The 21412-nt window shown below is 36.8% G+C and carries 12 protein-coding genes and 1 pseudogene; all 13 read right to left on the reverse strand.

The features are described from left to right. Window positions 1-11 precede the first annotated feature (11 nt). The 13 genes and pseudogenes from B5X62_RS02465 to B5X62_RS02525 all read right to left on the reverse strand — a co-directional run bounded on the left by B5X62_RS02465 (window position 12) and on the right by B5X62_RS02525 (window position 21375). The gene (locus tag B5X62_RS02465) at window positions 12-401 is read right to left on the reverse strand and encodes a hypothetical protein (RefSeq protein ID WP_079665788.1); all 390 of its coding nucleotides are present in this window, start codon (window positions 399-401) and stop codon (window positions 12-14) included. Window positions 402-451: 50 nt separating this feature from the next. After that, window positions 452-2959 (reverse strand): cation-translocating P-type ATPase, encoded by a 2508-nt coding sequence (locus B5X62_RS02470; RefSeq protein WP_079665789.1) that lies wholly within the window; start codon window positions 2957-2959, stop codon window positions 452-454. 76 nt (window positions 2960-3035) lie between these two features. Beyond that, window positions 3036-3500 carry a heme-binding domain-containing protein gene (locus tag B5X62_RS02475; RefSeq protein WP_079665790.1) on the reverse strand — a complete coding sequence of 155 codons (465 nt, stop codon included), beginning with the start codon at window positions 3498-3500 and terminating at the stop codon, window positions 3036-3038. Between the two features lie 34 nt (window positions 3501-3534). Beyond that, window positions 3535-4689: an efflux RND transporter periplasmic adaptor subunit gene (locus B5X62_RS02480; protein WP_079665791.1), complete on the reverse strand. Its 1155-nt coding sequence runs from the start codon at window positions 4687-4689 to the stop codon at window positions 3535-3537. After that, window positions 4689-9039: pseudogene (locus B5X62_RS02485) on the reverse strand (CusA/CzcA family heavy metal efflux RND transporter). The gene B5X62_RS02480 and the pseudogene B5X62_RS02485 overlap by 1 nt, the downstream one beginning before the upstream one ends. A gap of 142 nt (window positions 9040-9181) precedes the next feature. Continuing rightward, complete coding sequence (locus B5X62_RS02490; RefSeq protein WP_317041882.1) at window positions 9182-9493, reverse strand: hypothetical protein; 312 nt, start codon at window positions 9491-9493, stop codon at window positions 9182-9184. An 830-nt stretch (window positions 9494-10323) separates the two neighbouring features. Beyond that, entirely contained in the window at window positions 10324-10815 is a 492-nt protein-coding gene (locus B5X62_RS02495; protein ID WP_079665793.1) for a cupin domain-containing protein, read from the reverse strand. 18 nt (window positions 10816-10833) lie between these two features. Next, a complete protein-coding gene (locus tag B5X62_RS02500; RefSeq protein WP_245797119.1) occupies window positions 10834-13104 on the reverse strand; it encodes a GH92 family glycosyl hydrolase in 2271 nt (756 codons plus the stop codon). A gap of 13 nt (window positions 13105-13117) precedes the next feature. After that, window positions 13118-13984, reverse strand: coding sequence for an ROK family protein (locus tag B5X62_RS02505; protein WP_079665949.1), 867 nt, complete (start codon window positions 13982-13984; stop codon window positions 13118-13120). A gap of 110 nt (window positions 13985-14094) precedes the next feature. Then, window positions 14095-16500 (reverse strand): endo-beta-N-acetylglucosaminidase H, encoded by a 2406-nt coding sequence (locus B5X62_RS02510; protein WP_079665795.1) that lies wholly within the window; start codon window positions 16498-16500, stop codon window positions 14095-14097. Between the two features lie 119 nt (window positions 16501-16619). Continuing rightward, window positions 16620-18047: a glycoside hydrolase family 125 protein gene (locus B5X62_RS02515; RefSeq protein ID WP_079665796.1), complete on the reverse strand. Its 1428-nt coding sequence runs from the start codon at window positions 18045-18047 to the stop codon at window positions 16620-16622. A gap of 130 nt (window positions 18048-18177) precedes the next feature. Beyond that, a complete protein-coding gene (locus tag B5X62_RS02520) occupies window positions 18178-20403 on the reverse strand; it encodes a GH92 family glycosyl hydrolase (protein WP_079665797.1) in 2226 nt (741 codons plus the stop codon). A gap of 12 nt (window positions 20404-20415) precedes the next feature. Then, window positions 20416-21375: a glycoside hydrolase family 130 protein gene (locus tag B5X62_RS02525; protein ID WP_079665798.1), complete on the reverse strand. Its 960-nt coding sequence runs from the start codon at window positions 21373-21375 to the stop codon at window positions 20416-20418. Between the last annotated feature and the right edge of the window lie 37 nt (window positions 21376-21412).

Here is a 21412-nt window from a genome sequence, read left to right on the forward strand (position 1 = left end):
TTGAGACTGAATTATGAAAAAGAAGATCTTGGCGGTTCCCATACGGAATTCAGAAAACCTTTACAGCAAAGATCTTCGTCTTTTGAAGGAATTTTATGTATCTGTAAGGGGCTGAAATGATACGTTGCAGTTTCAAAAGTGAATCCCTGATTAATCGTAAAAACTAACGACAAAGGCGTAGAATGTATAATAAATGGAAGTCTCTGATCTTTGCCGTAATCTCCATCTTTCACAGGATGATCATAATGTGTTCTCAGAAATGCAGTGAGAGACATTTCAGGATTAAGCTTTTTATGTTCACAATAATGTTCTATCAAAGTCGGAATCTTAAACAACTGATACACTTCAGTTGTAGAAACCAAATAGAGTGACAGCAACAATATGGAAATCAACTTTTTCACAAATCAAAATTATATTTTTTTTATTATGGATGAGTATTTTTCTATGTTAATTATTTCCTAAAATAAAATCTTTTTAAGAGTTTATAAATCTCAAACCATAACACAGAAATTGAAGCAGTGAGCAGTGTCAATCCAAGTTCTTTTATGTTGAGAGCCGTCACGCTGAAAAATCCTGAAACAGGTGATACATAGAGAATAGTCAGAAGGAGAAGGACAACCAATACTGAGATCCCAGCAAGCAGGATGTTCCGGTTCTTAAAACTCTCCAGCATGCTGTAATAGAAAGAACGGTTCACCAAACTCAGTAATATATTACCAAATATCAAAGTACTGAATACCAAGGATCTTGTTTTTGATTCGTCATTCCCCAGACCAACTGAATACTGATACAGCCATAATATTCCTGCAGTAATGACAAGCCCCTGAATAATGCTTATTGTGAGCTCTTTCCAGTTCAGAAAAGTGTCTGTAAGTGCTCTTGGAGGTTTTTGCATGGCATCCTTTTCCATAGGCTCATTCTCATAAACAATAGAACACGTGGGCCCCATGACCAGTTCAAGAAAAATCACATGCACCGGAGTGAAGATATGAGGAAATACCCAACCCAGAAATAAAGGCAAAGAAACTGTGAGAATAATAGGAATATGAATGGAAATGATATACTGGACCGCTTTTTTTATATTGGCATAAATTCTTCGTCCGGCAGCAATTCCGACTACTAATTTTTCCAAATCATCATTCGTTATGACCAAAGCTGCCGCCGATTTGGCAATTTCAGTTCCTTTATTTCCCATTGCGACTCCTATATGAGCTGCTTTTAATGCAGGTCCGTCATTTACTCCATCTCCCAACATAGCCACGACGTTACCTTGTGCTTTCAAAGCATTCACCACATCAAGCTTAGCTTCAGGAAACATTCTTGTGAATAAGGTCGTTTTTTCAGAAATCTTCTTTAAATCATCTTCTGAACTTGAGGTTACTTCATTTCCATTAACAGCTGGCTCATCGTTCATAATACCTGCCTGCATTGCAATAGCCTTTGTCGTATCAGCATTGTCTCCAGTAATTACTTTTACCTTAATTCCCGCATCATAAATATGCTGAAATACATTTTTTATTCCTTTTTTAGGAGGATCATAAAATACGGTAAGTCCTAAAAATTCAAAACTGAAATCCTGTTGTTTTTCAGGAAAATTATTTCCTTCAAAATGAGATTTGGCAACTCCAAGTACCCGATATCCTTGTTCTCCAAATTCTTTTATGATATTTCTGATTTTATTCTTTTCCAGTTCTGAAAAATCAGAAACATTGAGAATTGCTTCAGGAGCACCTTTTGCTGCAATAATCCGGTTTTTGTGTTCATTTTCAAAAAGATGGGTCATCATTGGTGGTTTACCTTCCAGCGGATATTCATGAAACATTTGATAGTCTTTCCTCTGATCAGGCTTTCGGTTCTGTTCATAGATCTTATGCAGTGTCATTTCCATGGGGTCAAAAGGTACAGGTTCACTACTCCACATCGCATAATCAATGAGCTCATGCAGTTCTTTTGTTCCAAACTCTGTTTCTTCATAGATTCTGTCAGAACGGTAATCATAAAGATGTTTCAGCTGCATAGAATTTTCTGTAATCGTACCTGTTTTATCAGTACAGATTACAGAAACACTTCCCAGCGTTTCTACAATACTGCTTCGCTTAATAATGATTCCTTCCCGCATCAGTTTCCAGGCTCCCAAAGCCATAAAGGTCGTAAAGGCTACAGGAATTTCTTCAGGAAGAACAGACATTGCCAATGTAAGCCCACTCAATAAACTAGTCACAAAATCTCCTGTTTTGACAAAGCTGAAGACACATACTGCCAGGAAGATGATGAGCCCGATAATAGCCATTCCCTTTACAAAGTTTCGGATCTGAAGCTGTAAAGGAGATATTTCTGTTTTTATATTGAGTATAGACTGTCCTATTTTACCTACTTTAGTTTCTTTTCCAATATTTTCGACCTCAAAAACAGCTAGGCCGGAAACAGTGATGGTCCCGCTGTACACTTTATGATCTTCAGATCTGCTGTCCTTAAAAACAGAAAAGCTCTCTCCCGTAAGGGAAGATTCGTTTACAGAAAAATCGTTGCTGTGAACAATTCTTCCGTCTGCATTGATGAGATTTCCTTCTTCGGTAATGCACAAGTCTCCAACGGCAATTTCAAAAGTGGGAATATCTATGATCTTTGAATCCCTGATCACTTTACTCAAGGGTTCATTCAGTTTTTCAAGTTCTTCCAAAGCCTTTTTACTCCGGTTATCCTGGTAAAAAGAAATGGCGGTAACTCCAACAATAGCCGCAAACATGAATAAAGCCTCACCATAATCTGCTGTAAGCACATAAATAAAGGAAACACATATAAGAAGAATCAGCATCGGCTCTTTCAGGATGTTGACAAGAAGGTCCGCCCATGATTCTTTCTTCACCGCGTCAAGGCGGTTACATCCGTATTTTTTTCTGGAAGCGGCTACTTCAGATGCTGTAAGGCCTTTCAGATCTTCAGGTATATTGTAATTCATACGAAATGGATATGATATTAAATTTACTGATTGTTTTTGTTATATCAGAATACTATTTCTGTTTTTTAACCATCTATTATTCAATCTGTTTTTTCACCTCTTTCACCCATTGTTCTATTTCTGACTTTTGGATGTCAGACAACTTTGCATTCTGATGAACAACAGTATAAGATGTAAGCGGCATTTCACCTTCTCTGATGGTTTCTGCAACTTCATCAAGTTTCTTTAATTTTTTTTCTTTTGAGTAACTGTTAAATTCATCAAAATTGAAATGCCTTTTACCTGAGTTTACATGATCTGCCAGCCACCATTTTACAGACTGTATGTTATTGTACCACGGATAAGACGTCGTGTTGGAATGGCAGTCATAACAGCTCATTTTCAATGACCTCTGTACGTGTCCGGGGACCACATAATGTTTTTCAATCGCATTTTCCGAAGGAACTGCTGCAATATTTTTATCGGTATCAAAAAACTGAATTACAATCAGAAACAGAACTATAAAACCTGTTCCTGTTTTTATAAAAGATGATGTTTTCATAATTTATCTATTTAAAAAGTTTAACCACTGCAGTTTACTCATCAGCAGTATTTTTAAGTTTCATGAGAAGTGTATACGCATTCCTGATGACTATTTTTTTATTCTTAAAATCATCAGCATTCATAATTTGCACAAATCCGTTTTCTGTTTCACCTAATGTTACAGGAGTCAATCGGTAAGTCTGCTTTTTTTCTTCTACGAAGACAAAGTCTTTTCCTTCAAAATTGACAATACTCTCTTCAGGAACAGCATTGGAAAAAGAAGTGCTAATCTCGATCTCGGCATTCATATACATTCCCGGTATAAGGCTCTGATCATATTTTTCAAAATGACAGTGTACTTCAGCCCATCCGCCTGGATTAACATCCTTGCTGATCAGCAGAATTTCACCATAGTATTTTTTATCAGGTTCGGCATTGGTATAGGCGGAAAACCTCTGCCCCTTCTTCAGATTCGCCAGATCTTTTTCATATACTTTAAGATTAAGATGAATATCATCCGGATTAATGAGTTCAAAAAGGACATCCGAAGGATTCACATATTTTCCGATATTTACGTTTACTTTGCTTACAAAGCCATTGATACTGCTGTAAACCGGTACGCTTTTCTGAATATTTCCTGAGTTCAGAGATTCAGGATTTATATTGATAAGACGGAGCTGCTGAGCCAAAGAGTTCATCAGAATTTTCTGGTTGTTCATTTCAGACTGAGCCTGCTGCATTACTTTATCACTGGTAGCCTGACTTTGGTTAAGCGTTTTCTGACGGGTATAATCCAATTGGGCAAAATGACTTTTAGACTTTGCCATTAAATAATCCTGCTGAAGCTGAATAAACTGTGGATTTTCTATAACAGCAATGACCTGACCTTTTGAAACGGGTTTTCCCGGAAGCAAACTGCTCGATTTTAGGTATCCTCCTAAAGGAATACTGACAGAAACCAGATTTTGTGGCGGTACATCTATCATTCCGTTAAGTTTTAAAACGGAGGAAATCTTCTGTAGAGAAAGTACTGCTGTTACTACAGGTGCATTCTTCAGTTGAGCATCGGTAAGTGTTACGATGTTTTCATCTTTGGAAGACTCTGCTGCAGTTTCCGGCTCTGTTTTTTCATGGTCTTTACATTCATAAAACATTAGCAATCCTATTAATGGCAGGGCGTATGATATAATTTTAAATTTACGTTTCATTATGATGGGTTTAAAGTAAGATATTCCAGCTCTATAGCACTCTGATTCAGTTTCCAGACTGCATCGGTGTAGCTGTTTTTTAAAGTAACTGCCTGATTGATCAGGATGACAAATTCCAGATAATTGATCTCTCCTGCAAGAAATTGTTTTTTAGCTGTTTCTGTGATGATATCGGCATTTTTCAATTCCGAATTTTCATATTGCAAAACAATATCGAAATTCACCTGATAAATCTCTGATGCCTTTTTGTATTGATTCTGCAGATTAAATTCCATATTGGCAATATCACTTTCCACAACAGATTCTGCAATTTTTGCAGCCTGAATTCTGGCTTTCTGCCCACCTGAAAAAACAGGCACAGAAACCCCAAACTGTACAGAATGAAACTGAGGCGCACCATTATACACTTTATCATCTGCACCCATCCCTCTGAAACTGTTTAGATTATAAGCCAACTGAAGACCGGGAAGCATTTTTGCCTTTTCAAGGGCAATCTGCTGTTCAGAAATATTTCTCTGCTGCTGCAATACTTTAATAGCAGGATGTAAACTAAGATCCTCTTTAAGACCTCCATGAAAAATTTTCTGATCTTCCGGAAGGAAATCTGTTTCTGCATTTAAAAACCACTGAAGCTGATATTTCAACACTGAAAGTTCCTGACGCAACTCCTTTAGCTGAATTTCAATAGAAGATTTCTGATTGGAAGCTGTAGTTTTTTCCAGAATATTACTCTCCCCTGCTTTCAGGCGGATGTTCGCCTTATCCAGAAAATCTGTGTAAAGCTTCAACGTTTCCTGAAGAAGCTTCTCCTTTTCTTTTCCGTAGAGAATATTATAAAAGGTAAGACTCACAGCTTTCTTTAATTCAAATTCTTTCAGAGAAACATTTAGCAGAGATTTTTTCCATTCTTCGGTGTATATATTCTTCTGTTTTTTATAGACGGTGGGAAATGCGATGTTCTGGGATATTCCGAATTTTATATCCGTGAGTGCACTGTTAATTTGCCCGTAATCTGCTGTTACACCCGTGTGAGGAATATCAGCAGATGAACTGATAAGGGCTTTTGTATATTCTGATTTTAGTTTTTCATTTTTAAGATTCCTGTTATTTTTCAAAGCAATATCAATAGCCTTCTGCAATGTAACGGGAGTCTGGGAGTTGACCATCCCCGCAAAACCGATGCATACAAAAAATGCCAGAACGGAAACTTGTTTTTTATTTTTTATTTTTTTCATTTTTAAATCCTTTTTCAATAGTTACATACAATAATGGTAAGACAAACAGGGTAAGAAAAGTTGCGACCATCAGTCCGCCAATAACCACTGTTGCCAAAGGTCTCTGTACCTCAGCGCCCGCTCCGTTGCTGACAGCCATTGGAATAAATCCCAGTGAAGCAACAAAAGCTGTCATCAGCACTGGTCGAAGCCTTGATTCTCCACCATCAATAACGATTCTTACAATATTTTTAATTCCTCTCTTGTGAAGACGGTTAAACTCAGATATCAAAACAATCCCGTTTAGCACTGCCACTCCGAAAAGAGCAATAAACCCGACTCCTGCACTGATGCTGAAAGGCATTCCTCTAAGCGCCATCAGGAATACACCACCAATAATAGAAAGGGGAATCGCGGTGTAAATCAGCAAGCTTTCTTTAACAGAATTAAAGGCCAGGAAAAGCATGACGAAAATAAGAGCCAAAGCAATAGGAACTGCTATCATAAGGCGCTGTTTGGCGTTATTAAGGTTTTCAAACGAACCTCCATACGTCATATAATATCCCGTAGGAAGTTTCATCTTCTGATCTACCTTCTGCTGAAGTTCTTCTACAATACTCTGAACATCCCTTCCTTTGATATTAAAACCTACTACAATTCTTCGTTGAGCATTTTCTCTCTGAATCTGGTTGGGACCATTCTTTACTTCCACTTTAGCAAGCTGAGACAGCGGAATCTGATTTCCAAAAGTTGTAGGAACCAAAAGATTCTTAATATCAGTAACATTTTTCCTGTCTTTGGTATCCATACGTACGACCATATCGAAGCGTTTTTCACCTTCAAAAACCAATCCGGTACTTTGTCCTGCAAATGCAGTATTGACCACCCGGTTGATATCTGAAACAGATAAATGATACTGAGCAATCAGAGGGCGATTATACTCTATAATTACCTGAGGCATTCCCGAAACAGGTTCTATATAGAGATTCTGGGTTCCTTCTACCGTCTCTATAATTTTTCCGAGCTTCTGTGCATTTTGAGAAAGTACATCAAGGTCTTCCCCAAAAATTTTAATCACCACATCCTGTCTTGCTCCGGTCATTAATTCATTAAAACGCATCTGTACAGGATATTGAAAGCTGGCAGTAATTCCTGGAACATCCTGCAGCTGTTTACCCATCTTATCCGCTAATTCCGGAAAGGTAGATGCTGAGGTCCATTCTTTTTTATCCTTTAAAATAACCATCATATCAGAAGCATCCATCGGCATCGGATCTGTAGGGACTTCCCCGCTTCCTATTTTTGTAACCACCTTTTCCACTTCCGGAAACCTGGATTTGAGAATATGTGCTGCTTTCTGGGTACTTTCAATCGTTGTTGTCAGACTGCTTCCAGGCAAAACTCTTGTATCTACTGCAAAATCACCTTCTTCAAGGGAAGGAATAAATTCACCTCCCATTCTGGATAGAATGACAACAGCGGTTATAAATAAGACTGCCACCACACCAAAAACTATTTTGGATATTCTGAGAAGTTTGAGCAAAACTGTCAGGTAAATCTTCTCTACCTTTTTCATCATTCTGTCTGATAATGTTGGTTTGTTGCTTCTTTTTCTCAGCAGTACCGCACTCATCATCGGAATATAGGTCAGTGAAAGCAAAAATGCTCCAAGCAGTGCAAAAGCTACGGTCTGGGCCATCGGTTTAAACATTTTCCCTTCAATTCCCTGCAGGGTAAGGATCGGGAGATAGACAATCAAAATGATAATCTGTCCGAAAACGGCGCTGTTCATCATTTTTCCTGCAGATTCAATAACGACAGTATCCATTTCCGATTTTCCGACAGAGAAAATCTTTTTAAACTTTGAGTTATGACTGAACTGGTGTAAAACAGATTCCACAATAATCACGGCTCCATCAATAATTAGCCCGAAATCTAAAGCCCCAAGACTCATCAGATTTCCACTGACTCCAAAGAGGTTCATCATACATATTGCAAAAAGCATCGCCAAAGGAATAACAGAGGCTACCAGCAAACCAGCTCTTATATTTCCAAGAAATAAAACCAGTACGAAGACTACAATCAATGCTCCTTCCGTAAGATTTTTTTCTACTGTTCCGATAGCATTGTTCACCATTTTAGTCCTATCCAGGAAAGGTTCTATCACGACTCCTTTTGGAAGTGTTTTCTGAACCTGGGCAATTTTCTCTTTTACATTTTTAATTACCTGGTTACTGTTTTCACCTTTAAGCATCATAACGACCGCTCCTGAGACTTCTCCTTCATCATTGAAGGTCATGGCTCCGTAACGGGTTGCAAAACCTTGCTTTACCTCAGCAATATCGCGTATAAACAACGGAACATCATTTGTTTTTGTCGCAATAGAAATATTGTTGATTTCCTCAATACTTCCTACTAACCCTTCACTCCTGATATATAGAACAGTAGGCCCTTTTTCGATATAAGCTCCCCCAGTATTCTGATTGTTGGCCTGCAATGCATCAAATACGTCATTGATTGTTATTCCATATGCATTAAGCCTGTCCGGATTTACAGCAATTTCATATTGTTTCAGTTTGCCTCCAAAGCTGCTTACTTCTGCTACTCCTTTTACTCCCAGAAGCTGTCTTCTTACTATCCAGTCCTGAATGGTACGTAGCTCTGTGATATTGTATTTTTTCTCATATCCTTTTTCCAGTCTTACAACATACTGGAAGATTTCGCCCAGACCTGTGGAAATAGGTCCCAACTGTGGACTTCCTATTCCCTGTGGAATAATGCCCTGTATCTGCTGAAGCCTTTCGGCAACCTGCTGCCTTGCCCAATAGATATCTACATCATCTTCAAAAACAATGGTAACCAGGGAAAGTCCAAACCTGGAGAAACTTCTGATCTCTTTTAATCCTGAAATATTATTGTTCGCCTGTTCTATAGGAAAAGTAACAACGCGTTCTATATCTGTTGCACCAAACGATGGTGCGGTGGTAATAACCTGTACCTGATTATTGGTAATATCCGGTACCGCATCTATCGGCAGTTTGGTAACCTGATAAGCGCCTACGCCAATAAGTCCCAATACCAACAATGCAATAATGAGTTTATTCTTTACAGAAAACTCAATGATTTTTGTAAGCATATAATGATTGATTAACCTTAATTATTATGATAAAATTCCGGTATTCTGCTGATGCATAGATCTATGCATCCGTATTAGATACAGATACTTTTTAAAAAAAACAGAATACCTTCCCGGTCAAAAAATGACTGAGAAAAATAGATTAAGATTGACGAAATCTTGGCGGCTGCCAGATAGAATTGAGTATTTCCTTATTATAAAGGACATTTTTATAAAGGATCTGTCTTATTCCAATAGGATTATATACCTTTCCTATACAATGAATATCTAAAATTGGATTAATGGTAAAAACTACAGAAAGAGGACTTGCGTGTGAAACAAAAGGCAGCTTCTGATCCTCATCATAGTCACTGTCTTTAACCGGATGATCATAATGGGTTTTTAGAAATGCAGTAAATGACATTTCAGGATTAAGGTTTTTGTGCTGAAAATAATGCTCAATGAGAAGCGGCATTTTCAAAAGCTGATATAGTTCGGTTGTAGAAACCAAATATAATGACAACAACAATATGGAAATCAGCTTTTTCACTGTATCAAAATTATAAATTATTTCATTAAGAATGATTTTAAATAAAAGAAAGAGAAATTATTTCGGCTTATATTATTCATGAGGACTTAAAATTATGGCACCAACATACTTTAGCGTACCAAATAGTAATTTTGTATAAAACTTACTTTTATTACTTACTGTCAATAAATTTGATGTTTAAAATAAGTATCAAGTTTTTTTGATTTGGTACATTAAGGTATATAATTATCAAATATTACTAAAAGTCTACTTTGTAATTCTTGCTTAATTTGCTTGAGTCAAATTAAGCAAGAATTACAAAGCATTGAAGATAAACCAGTTAACATCACATGACAGGATTATTTAATTCTACAATTCTTTCCAAATCCTCCACCAAATGTTTCGATATTTCTTCGGTTATGGGTACAAGACCGGAACAGCCTAATAAAGACTTACTCAACCAACACTGATTGTTAAAACTTTTGCAAATTAAATTACATTAGACAAAAGTTAAAATAACTTGTTTGATTAAATTGAGATTTGTAATTGATTTTTAATTTGACTTAATCGCACCAAATCATCTATAAAAGTGTTTGAAGATACACTCGTCATGGTCACCATACCGACAAATGAAACAAGTTTTCTTTGTCGGTTTTTTGTTTTTATAAGTTTTTGTAAATCTGTTATTTAACAATTAAAAAAAACATTCTCACAGAATCTATGAGAATGTTTTCTTAATTAAAATTCAACTAATATTGAATTATATATTTTAAATTCTAGCGACCAAAATCGTCCTGAACTCTTACAATATCGTCTTCATTCGAAGGATTGGAAGCATCAACGTGTTGCCAAATTTCTGCAACAACGCCCCAATTATCCAATCCAATCAAACGATGTCTTTCGCCTTGCTCAAGCTTGATTTGATCTTTTGGTTTGTATTCAACAAGCTCGCCTTCCTCGTCCGTTGGACTTCTTTTGATACCAACTGTGCCTGAAACTACTTGCCAAATTTCAGCTCTTCTGTGGTGATACTGCCAACTTAATCTAGCTTCTGGCGCTACCAAAAGAATTTTTGGACTTAGCTTTCCTCCGATTCTCAACCCATCAACATCGATACCATCAAAATAGATGTTTGCAAAATCTTGCGCCTGATTTTCATCAATTACAAAAAATCCACCCCACGGTCTCGTGTCATCTTTTGTAATGATATTAAAATTTTGTTCGGTCAGCATTTTTTCAACCTCATCAAAGATTTTATTCTTTTCCATTTATTGTTTATTTAAATTTTACTTTTCTTTTGACATCGAGTAAGGAAAATCTTTTTCCTCACTTCCTCTTTGTTTATTTGGAGTTTTATCCATTTGGAAATCTAAAACCGCACCTTTCATCAATTCTTTATGACTTAACCAGTTTTTAGAATAAACTTGATTATTCACTTTTAAACTATTAACATAAAGATTGTCAGCACTATTTTCTGGCGCATTGATCTTGATTGAATTTCCATTTTCTAAATTAATAATCGCATTCTTAAACAAAGGCGCTCCCAAAACATATTGATCCGTCGCCGGCGTCACTGGATAAAAACCTAAAGCCGAGAAAATATACCAAGCCGAAGTTTGCCCATTATCCTCGTCACCACAATATCCGTCGGGCGTTGGTTGATACAATTTATCCATAACCTTTCTTGCCCAATATTGCGTTTTGTATGGCGCACCAGCATAATTATAAAGATAAATCATGTGTTGTATCGGTTGGTTTCCGTGGGCATATTGTCCCATATCCATAATCTGCATTTCGCGAATTTCGTGGATTACAAAACCATAATAACTGTCATCGAAAACTGGAGGAAGGGTAAAAATTTCGTCCAATTTTGATTCGAATTTCTTTTTGCCACCCATTAAAGTTGCCAAACCATCAACATCTTGGAAAACAGACCATGTATAATGCAGACTATTCCCTTCTGTGAAAGCATCGCCCCATTTATAAGGATTAAACGGCGATTGGAACTTTCCGTCTTTATTTTTGCCACGCATCCAACCTGTTTCTTTATCGAAAAGGTTTTTGTAATTGTAAGCTCTCTTTTTATAAATATCAATCTCCGAAGCTGGTTTTCCCAAAGCTTTTCCTAGCTCATAAATTGCAAAATCATCATAAGCATATTCTAGAGTTCTAGCGGCGTTTTCATTGATTTTAACATCATAAGGCACATAACCCAAAGTATTGTAATAATCAACACCTTTTCTACCGACCGCGCTCATCGGTCCTTCATGATTTGCGCCATGTTTAACAGCTTCCCAAAGCGTTTCGATGTCGTAACCGCGAAGACCTTTAAGATAAGCATCCGCGACAACCGACGCCGAATTGTTCCCAATCATAATATCGGAATAACCAGGACTGCTCCACTCTGGTAAAAATCCGCCTTCTTTGTACGCATTAGCCAAACCTTCCTGCATTTCTACATTAATGCTTGGATAGACCAAATTCAACAATGGATATAACGCACGGAAAGTATCCCAAAAACCTGTACCAGCAAACATTCTTCCATCCATAATTTTTCCGTTGTATGGACTCCAATGTTTGATTTTGTTTTGAGCATCAATCTCATAAAGTTTTTGAGGGAAAAATAAGGTTCTGTACAACGAAGAATAAAAAGTTCTTGTCTGTTGATCTGTCCCGCCTTTAACTTCGATTTTACTTAAAGTTTTGTTCCAAATGTCTTTAGCTTCGGATTTAACTTGGTCAAAAGTTTTGTTAGCGATTTCTCTTTTTAAATTTAACTCAGCTTGTTCAAAACTGATAAAAGACGAAGCGACTTTCGCATAAACCGATTCTTTATTTTTAAGTTTAAAACCAACAACTGCACCAGCGTGATTTGATGTAATTTCTAATTGATTGTTTACAAATTGATCATCCTTCCAAGTTGTAGTTAAATCAAAATCTTTATCAAACTGAACAACGAAATAGTTTTTGAAATTTTCATATTTCCCTGACGCATATTTGGTTGTATAGCCAATAATTTTGCGTTCTATAGGAAGAATTTTAATATAAGAACCTTTGTCCAAAGCATCAATAACAACATAAGCGCTATCCGTTTTTGGAAAATCAAACTTAAAAAAAGAAGCTCTTTCCGTTGGAGTGAAAGCGGTTGTAACATTCGCATCCGCTAGATAAACGCTATAAAAATAAGGTGTTGAAATTTCAGCTTTATGACTGAACCAACTTGCTCTATCTTCTTCCTTAAATTTTGGTTTTCCAACGCCTGGCATAATGGCAAAAGCGCCATAATCATTCATCCAAGGCGATGGCTGATGTGTTTGTTTAAAACCTCTAATTTTGTCAGCATCGTAACTGTAAGCCCAACCGTCGCCCATCTTTCCCGTTTGTGGCGTCCAAAGATTCATCCCCCACGGAAGACCTACCGCAGGATACGTATTTCCGTTAGATAAAGACGGTTTCGACTGCGTCCCCATCAAAGGATTGACGTAATCGACTGGCGAATTTTGACCAAAAACGATAAGATTTAAAAAAACAAAAAGTGAAGTAAATAAGAATTTCATTTTCATAGTTTTATTAATAATTTAACGATTGTTTCAAGGCATAACTTGCGGCACCAAGAATGGCTGCATCTTCAAAAATTGCAGATATTTTTATTGGTAAATTAATGTTATTATTCTCAAGATTATTAGTCAGTTTCTCCTGAAAATAAGGATAAGCTTTTGCAATATTACCGCCAATCACCAAAACTTCCGGATTATAAGCTTTGACATGTTGCACAACAAAATCACTGAAGTGATCCGCATACTCATCAAAAATTATAGTTCGGAGGTCTTCTGATTTTTCCAGTAAATCTTTAGTCCCAGAAATATCTTCGCCTGTTAATTCTCTATAACGTTTAATAAGCCAATTGGTTGTTAAATAATTTTCAAAAATACTTGTTTTATATGGTGAATTCCACAAATCTTCGTCAGTTGCGACTTTGCCATCATAAAAAGTGCTCCCTAGTCCAGTTCCTAAAGTAATTCCAAAAACTCTTTTATGATTTTGAACTGCACCACCAAAAATTTCGCCTTCCAAAAATGCAGCGGCATCATTAATAAAGTGAATTTGCTTCTCAGAAATCGAAAGTCTTTGCGCTAATTCTTTTTTAACATTCAAATTAAGAATATTGATAAATTTGCCATGTGCCATCAACGATATACCGTTTTCGTAATCGAAAGGTCCAGGCATCGCAACACCTATTAACACTACATTTTTATCGAGATCAGCAATAAGTTTTTGTATCGCCGAAACCCAAGCTGATAAAATAACTTCCTTTTCGGCTAAAGAATCGACATGTTCTCGCAGATAAGTTGAAGCGATTATTTCGCGATTTTCGGTTGTTACTTGTGCCATCGTAATATGCGACCCACCAACGTCTATTCCTACAATTTGTTTCATTTTATTTTGGCTTAAAAATAAGATAAACAAGCGCAAATTCGACATTTTTGAACGTCAAATTTGCGACTTGATTTTTAATAAAAAAATTTTAAAAATATATGAAAAAAGTGTTATTTAACCATTATTTTTCCAGAATCAATAATATTATTATCTGTTGACTGAACCTTGTAGATGTAAAGTCCTGTACCTAAGTTAGAAGAACTAACCGAAGCTTTTTCTCCCGACACTTTTTGAGTTTTCACCAACTTGCCAGTAGCGTCGTAAAGCGAAATAGTTGCAGACTTTTCTTTAGTTACAAAGTGAATATCGTCACCTTTTTTAACTGGATTAGGATAGATTTTAGTTTTAGCAGAAGCAACATCATTAACTGCCATATCTACCGCACAAGCTACATCTGTACTCCAGTTAGCATCTGTCATATTACTCAAAATTGCGAAATGCGTGTTAGCCGTTTGGTCAAAAGCCGCTACACCACTACCTTCGTTAAACTTCCAGTTAGCTTCTAATCCAGCAGCATTTGGTGCTACAATACATTGCGTTGCTACAACTTCCTCTGCAGATAAAGCTCTTTTCCAAACTCTAAATTCGTCCAAGAAACCGTTAAGCCTTCTATCTCCACTGTTAGAGTTTCTTGCTGCTAAAAAGAAATTACCATTTGCATTAAATGCTCCCGAAGCCGGAACTGTTGCGTCTAAAGCACCATTAACATAAAGTTTCATTGCTGTACCATCGTAAGTTGCTGCAATGTGATACCAAGCATCTTTGTTAAATTTAGTCGCGGATTTCAATTTAATTTGCGCCCCACCAATACTTATAACAAATTGTAAATAATCACCCGTTGGGATATCACCATCACCAAAACGTAATAAAGCAGAGTTGTTGTCACCACCTTCGATACCTGCAACAGATGAAATGTATGGGAAACTTGCTTGGAAGGCATTCATTTTAACCCAACCTTCAAGCGTTAAAGCATTACCACTAATATTAAAATTACCAGCATCTAGATAGTTGGTTGTTCCGTTGAACGAAAGCGAACGATTACCTGGACTTTGTACCGGCGTGAAACCACTTTTGAATGTAGACTCAGCAGAAAAAGCACTTAATTGTCCTCCACAAGATCCTTGTACTTTCCAAGAGTAAGTTGTGTTAGGCGTTAAACCTTGTAAGTCATAAGTATTAGTCGTTACATTATTAACTGTTGTCCAATCTGATGCTGTTGAAGCTTTGTACTGAATCGTATAAGAACCTGCATTGGTAGCCGTCCACGACACAGTTGTTGATGTTCCTTTATAATTAGAAGAAGACAAATTATATGGAGGAACGCATCCATTACCACTATTAAAACGAGGTGCAAAAATATAAGTACTCGTTAAAGAAGCCGAACAAGAAGACTGAATTCTCCAGTCATATTCTGTATTTGCCGTTAAATTATTAATCGAAAGACTACTTCCAGAATAATTAGTAGCTGCTGAAATCCAAGTTGACGAGTTTGCTAATTTATAATCGATGTTATAAGTTTTTGTAGCATCTCCAGTCCAACTAAGCGTTGCGGAAGTTCCTGCTAAATTGACAGCATCTAGACCAATTGGTGGTTCGCAAGTTACTCCCGATGTCCAAGCATAAGTTTGTCCTGACAAAGTCGTTGCCTCACCATACAAATTATTAGTAGAAGTAGAAATCTTAGCCGATGCATCTCCTTGACGAAGATCGTACCAAACAATCACACCATAACCATCGGTTTTTGTTCTTGTAGATTGTGTATTAATAGTCGCTGTAGAAGTCGATTGTACATTAAAAGCTGCTGCACCTAATTTTGGTTTCGTTAAAGGTGGAACTGCAGTCGACATCTGCGTCATGTATGTTCCGTACAATCCATTGTAAGCATAATTGATATAGTTACCCGCGCGATCAGCCCCACTTGTCAAATAAGTTGTCGGTATTGGCGCACCAACCGCATCAGAATAATCATAAAGCGTGATAAGTTTATCTGGCATCGCTGCTTTTAACTCTTGTAAAAGCATTGTGAAAGATGCAGGATTTTTGATATTACCCGTTGTTGGATATCCCGCATATTCGTCATCAAAGTCGATACCGTCAAGACCATAAGTATAGACTGTATTTGCTACTTGAAGTGCAAAATCTTTCGCAGCTTCTTGTGTCTGAAAGTTAAGAATTCCAGCGCCTTGGTGGTTACCGATAAGACTCAAAAGAACTTTAATACCTTTAGCTTGTAATGGTCTTACATATGTATTAACATCGTTAAGAACTTTTGTAACATTGTTATTGTTGTAAATGTAAGCACGACCTTTAGCAGCATCATAATTAATATTTCCAGCAAAAATTATCGCCGAATCAAAGGCTTGCTTTCCAGACGTTGCTAAAGTGTAAGAACCTACGTTAAGCAAGTTATTATCATTAACTTCTACATAGCAGAAGTTTTGAGGATTTTGCTGTGCTTCAACTTGTGTCGATAACAAGCCTGCAAGCATCATCATAAGAAGAGATTGTTTCTTCATATTAAATGTTTTTTAAGTTAGTAAAATTTGAAAAGGTGTATATATACATTTGTGTGTTAAAATTTTGTCTTACAGTCCTTTTTCAATAATAAATAAAATCAGGATTGTAAAAATGTTGATTAGCTCAACAATTCTGGACTTTCTTTAAAGGTTTTCCAAAGTAGTTCTCCAAATAAAGTATTCGCCCAAGCAAACCACGATCTCGTGAATTTTTTACTATCATTTTTATGAAAAGACTCGTGCATAAATCCTGTTCCGCCGTGTGTTTTTTGTAAAATCTGAATGCAATTTTTGATTTCAGTTTTATCTTTCGTTGTCAACGCTTTCATGATTAAGCTCATTGGCCAAATCATATCCAAACCAATGTGTGGTCCGCCAATACCTTCCGCAACTTTTCCTTTAAAGAAGAATGGATTGTTCTCAGACCAAACAAATTTTCTAGTATTTTGATAAATCGGATCGTTCTCTTTAACAGCATCCAAATACGGCAAACCTAATAAACTTGGGCAGTTAGCGTCGTCCATTAAGTTGTAACTTCCAAAACCATTAACCTCGAAAGCGTACATTTTTCCAAACTCTGGATGGTTGTAAATTCCGTATTTATTAATCGCATTTTCAACTTCATTTGCCAAAGCCGAAAGCTCTTGCGCTAGTTTTGTTTCATTTTTAATTTTAGAAAGCATCTCAGAAGCTTGTCTCAAACTAACAACAGCAAACAAGTTAGATGGAATAAGATATGCCCAAATTGTTGCATCATCACTTGGTCGGAACATCGAACAAATCAATCCGTTTGGTTTTACAGGATAACCGTAACCGCCCATCGGGATGCCATCGGTTGCCCAATCTGTCGTTCTTTCAAATTTGTAAGGACCGAGATTTTCTTTTCTTTGTTGCTCTTTAAAAGTCTGAAGCGTCAACTTTATCCCTTGCAACCAATTGTTGTCAAACGGTTTGGTATCGCCAGTTTCTTTCCAAAAATGATAAGCCAAACGAATCGGATAACACAAAGAATCGATTTCCCATTTTCTTTCATGTGTACCATCTTTCATGTCTGTATGATCAAACTCTTTCCATTTACTGATTTTTTTATCATCGTTGTAGAACGCATTTGCATACGGATCTTTTAGGATAAATTTCGTTTGTTTATGGATAACGCCAGCAATTAACTTATGTAGATTTTGATCATCTTTAGAAAACTGTAAATATGGAAAAACTTGCGCCGAGCTGTCTCTCAACCACATCGCGTCGATGTCACCAGTAATGACGTAAGTATCGGGCGTTCCGTTTGCTTCGCTAAAGAAAACCGTTGTGTCCAAAGTGTTTGGAAAACAGTTTTCGAAAAGCCAACTTAGCTCTTTATTTTTTACTTTCTTTTTAAATTGTGAAATTGCACTTTCTACCGCTTCACTAGAGAAGTTACGCTTGTCTTTTGCAACACGTACCACTGGATAATTTTCTCCCCAAATAGCTTTTGAAAAAGCCAAGTTTGGGAATAATAATCCTGCTCCTGCTAATGAACTTGTTTGGATAAATTGTCTTCTTTTCATATCTATTTATTTTTCGCGATTTTAGATTTTTTGTTTTTGATTAAAATAGTTCTCGATACGATTTTTGCAAAATCTACTCGAACTGACGTTAGTTTTTTTAATCAAGTTTAATTACATTTCTTGGTTTAAATTAATTAGCTGGTTTGCTTCCAATAACGAATTTTAGCTCGCCACCTTTCATAATATCTGCGTGATCCAATTCCCAAGTTTTATGCTCTTTTCCGTTTAAAAATATTTTTTGAACATAAAAATTCTTGTCAGAAATCTTATCAGCAACGACCGTAAATGTTTTTCCGTTTTCTAGTTTTAAACTAACTTTTGGGAATTGTGGTGTCCCGATTGCATATTTTCCGTTGCCTGGCGTCACGGGATAAAAGCCTAAAGACGAGAAAATATACCAAGCCGACATCTGTCCACAATCTTCGTTATTCACGATGCCATCTGGTTTTGCATGATACATATTGTCTCTAATAAACTTCACCATTTTTTGAGTTTTGTGCGGAACATCAGCATAATTGTACAAATACGGAACATGATGTCCTGGCTCATCACCAAATCCCAAAGAGCCGATAAAGCCCGAAATATCAACATGTTGCTCGCCAATCATTTTTAAATCTTGGTTAAAGGTATTATCCAATTTTTCTTCAAATCCTTTTTTGCCACCATAAAGATTTATCATACCAGGAATATCTTGCGGCACAAACAAATCGTAAGCCCAAATATTCCCAGAAACCCAATGTGGTTGTAACTTTGTCCAATCATTTAATTCAAAATTTTCAACAAATTTTCCATCTTTTTTTCTTGGCCAAAAATGATTGTTGTCTTTATTAAATGTATTAAGATAATTTTGAGAGCGTTTCATATAGATTTCCGCTTCTTCTTTTTTACCAAGTTTTAAAGCCAATTGCGCAATACACCAATCGTCATACGCATATTCCAAAGTTTTGGAAACCGAAGCCACGTAATCTGACGGCACATAATTGTACTTCAGATAATCATCGATTCCACCGTCTGGTCCTTTAATTTTCTCTGTTAAAGACGCGTCTTTCATCGCTGCAAAAGCATCTTCTAGATTAATCCCAGGAACGCCTTTTGAGATGGCATCCCAAATCACCGAAACACTGTGGTAGCCCAACATACAGAAGTTATCATAACCTGTAAGCTCCCAAATTGGCATGTGATCTTTACGATCTTTGTGACGACTAATCAAAGAGTTCGCAAATTCGGTGGTATGTTTTTGATCCATAATCGTTAACAAAGGATGCGTCGCGCGGAAGCCATCCCAATACGAAAATGTGCTGTAATTTCTGAAACCTTTAGCCATCATATTTTCCTCAGCTGCCACATATTCTCCATTAACATCCATGTAAAGATTAGGCGCAATAAATGTGTGGTAAACGCCAGTGTAGAAAATTTTGCGTTGGTCGTCTGTTCCGCCAGTGACTTCAAATCTTGAAATCAGTTTTCGCCATGTATTTTGTACGTTTTCTTTAGCTTTTGCAAAGTCAACATTTTTAGCTTCAGCATTTAAGTTTTCTTCAGCATTCTCAATACTAATCGGCGATAACGACACTTTTATTTCGATCGCTTCATTGTTTTCAGTTGAGAATCTCACATAGGCTTTTGCATCTTTTGCGATGGCTGCTTTCTCGTTTTCAAGAATTTTTCCTGCTTTGTAAACGCCCGAGCTTTTAAAAGGTTTAGAAAACTCCATCACGAAATATGCAAAGCGTTTTCCGCCCCAACCTGTGCTGTAAGAATAGCCAATAATTTTTTTATTTGATTCTATCGTAATCGCAGTGTGATAAACTGTTCCGTAGATTTTATTAGTTGGATCGATGATAATATTAGCTTCCTCTGTTTTGGGAAACGTATATTTATGAAAACCAACTCTTTCCGAAGTTGTCAATTCTGCTTTAACATTGTAAGAATCCAACATCACCGAATAATATCCAGGCGACGCCGACTCTCTATCATGACTAAATGTCGAACGATATGTATTTTGCGGTTGTTGCTCAGTGCCAGCAATCATATTGATTTTGCCAGTTGTTGGCATCACCAAAATGTCGCCCAAATCTGCCCAACCTGTTCCACTAAGATGGTTGTGACTAAAGCCCATAATGGTTTTGCTGGAGTAATGATAACCCGAACACCAATCCCAATCGCCAGATTTTGTGTTTTGGTCTGGACTTAGTTGTATCATCCCAAACGGCGAAGTCGCGCCAGGAAATGTGTGTCCATGACCACCTGTTCCAATGAAAGGATCAACCCATTTTAGAATGTCATTTTTATCCTGAGCAAATCCTAAAATTGAGACACAAACGAAAAATACTAAAATCTTGAAATGTTTAATCATGCTAAAAGTCTTTTACAATGAATCTTTTTTCATAAAATTAATAATCTCTGAGATATAACCAAAAGCTACAGCAACAACAGTGTCTGCTGCGCCATAATAAACTGCCACTTTATCGCCATCTGCAATCGCCGCACACGGGAAAACAACATTCGGAACATCGCCCGTTGTCTCATAAAGTTCGGCGGGAGCAAGAAGATACTGTTTTGAACGATATAAGACTTTATCAGGATTTTCTAAATCCAATAAAACCGCACCCATCGAATATCGGAATCCATTGCAAGTATTGATAACTCCGTGATAAAACATCAGCCAACCTTCTTCTGTCTTAATAGGAACAGAACCAGAACCGATTTTGGTACATTGCCATGCGCTATCCATAAAAGGCGCCACTTTCATCACGCAACGATGCTCGCCCCAATACTTCATATCAGGACTATAACTGATAAAAATATCACCAAAAGGTGTATGCCCATTATCACTTGGACGACTTAACATCGCATATTTACCATTGATTTTTTCTGGAAAAAGCACGCCATTTCTGTTAAAAGGTAAGAAGGCATTTTCACACTGATAAAACTCTTTAAAGTCAAAAGTATAAGCAATCCCAATAGTTGGCCCATTGTAACCATTGCACCAACTAATCCAATAACGATCTTCAATAAATGTAACACGAGGATCATATTTGTAGTCAGAAACGATCATTTCTGTATTCCCAGCCTTCATCTCGATTGGATTGTGCTCGATCTCCCAGTTGATGCCATCTTTACTAAAACCCGCAAAGATATTCATCTGTACCGCTTTGTTATCGCAACGAAAAACACCTGCAAAGCCATCCTCAAAAGGGACTACGGCACTATTAAAAATACTATTAGAACTCGGGATATCATAACGTCCGATAATTGGATTTTCGGAAAAACGCCACATGATATCTTTATTGCCTTCCGGGCGCTCTTGCCATGGAAATGTTTTCATTTTTTTATTTTTAAATTTTATTAAATGATTTTCTGTT

Source organism: Soonwooa buanensis (assembly GCF_900167905.1).
Taxonomy (GTDB): Bacteria; Bacteroidota; Bacteroidia; order Flavobacteriales; family Weeksellaceae; genus Soonwooa; species Soonwooa buanensis.